The sequence below is a fragment of the Vibrio sp. 10N.222.48.A3 genome, from assembly GCF_041475345.1.
Lineage (GTDB): Bacteria > Pseudomonadota > Gammaproteobacteria > Enterobacterales > Vibrionaceae > Vibrio > Vibrio tasmaniensis_A.
In genome coordinates, this window is the sequence record NZ_JBFRVX010001285.1 from 1 (window position 1) to 1,344 (window position 1,344).

At 42.0% G+C, this 1,344-nt stretch carries 2 protein-coding genes; both read left to right on the forward strand.

Annotated features, from left to right (window positions below):
* Window positions 1-46: 46 nt before the first annotated feature.
* Window positions 47-646 carry a chromosome partitioning protein ParA gene (locus AB4653_RS25720; RefSeq protein WP_102258568.1) on the forward strand — a complete coding sequence of 200 codons (600 nt, stop codon included), beginning with the start codon at window positions 47-49 and terminating at the stop codon, window positions 644-646.
* A gap of 190 nt (window positions 647-836) precedes the next feature.
* On the forward strand, window positions 837-1,344 hold a 508-nt coding region (locus AB4653_RS25725), incomplete at its 3' end, for a chromosome partitioning protein ParA (protein WP_372105645.1).

Genomic DNA, 1,344 nt, shown 5'->3' on the forward strand with positions numbered 1-1,344 from the left:
TTGTCCGTATTCTCTGGTGTCTATTTGAAATACTAGGGAAACAAAAATGAAAAATGGGTTAGTCTGCACATTAGCCGTGATGTTAATTGCGGGGTGCAAAGAATCGAATGAGCCAAACGTAACTGTAGTGGAACAACCGAGTGTCATCTCTCACATAGAGAAAACACCGGAACTAATTGCAGAATTAAAGGCACAGCCGACCATTGATGATCAACTTAGGCTTCTATATGAGCGTTTTGAATCCATGCTTGACCGCAGCGACTCTCTCACTGGTACTGATGCAAACAATGATGGTATCCGCGACGACATTGAGGCGTTTATCGATGCGCTAGAAGTGACCGAGCCAGTCCGAAAAGCCTTAAAACAAAACGCCCGTTACACACAAGAAAATCTCTATCACGATTTTTCACAGAAGACCCATGCTAACATCAAAAAATCCCTCGAAATTTCATACAAGTACGACGAAGTCCTCGCCTGTGAAGAGTTTGTAGGAATTGATATTGATGACGGCATAAACACCTCCAACACAATCACATCTCTCACCTACAACACCAAAGCTCGTACTATGGCGTACTTAGCTTATAATCATTTACAAGATGGATCTGTAAGTACTTCTCTGAAAGCAGAGGAAAAGTATTGTGAATAAGCTAGTCACCCGTTCAAACCTCCCCCTAATTGATATTTTTACCCTCTTTTGAAACACAGAAAAGGCGGAGGGTAAGAGCATCTAACTTCCTATTTTTGTGTGTTATGCCCCTATGCAAACTCTTTATTATTCAGGGAGTTAATTTGCCCGTATTCTCTGGTATCTATTTGAAATACTAGGGGATACAGAAATGAAAAATGGGTTAGTCTACACGTTAGCCATGATGTTAATTGTGGGGTGCAAAGAATCGAATGAGCCAAACGCAACTGCAGTGGAACAACCGAGTGTCATCTCTCACATAGAGAAAACACCTGAGCTAGTCGCAGAATTAAAGGCACAACCGACAATCGATGATCAGTTTAGGCTGCTATATGAGCGCTTTGAACCCATGCTTGACCGCAGTGACTTTCTTACTGGTACGGATGCAAACAAAGATGGTATCCGCGATGACATTGAGGCGTTTATTGATGCGCTAGAAGTGACCGAGCCAATCCGAAAAGCCTTAAAACAAAACGCTCGCTACTCACAAGAAAACCTGTACCACGACTTCTCGAAAAAGACTAAAGCCAATATCGACAAGGCAATGGCGATGGGTAATAAATATAACAAAGTTATCGCCTGTAAGAAGTTTGTTGGCATTCCAGTCAGAGATAGAACAAATACAGGAAAAACCATTAGAGCTCTCACCTACAACACCA

Bases quoted from the DNA above. Each gene is read 5' to 3' on its own strand.
- AB4653_RS25720 (WP_102258568.1), top strand. From the start codon at position 47: ATGAAAAATGGGTTAGTCTGCACATTAGCCGTGATGTTAATTGCGGGG.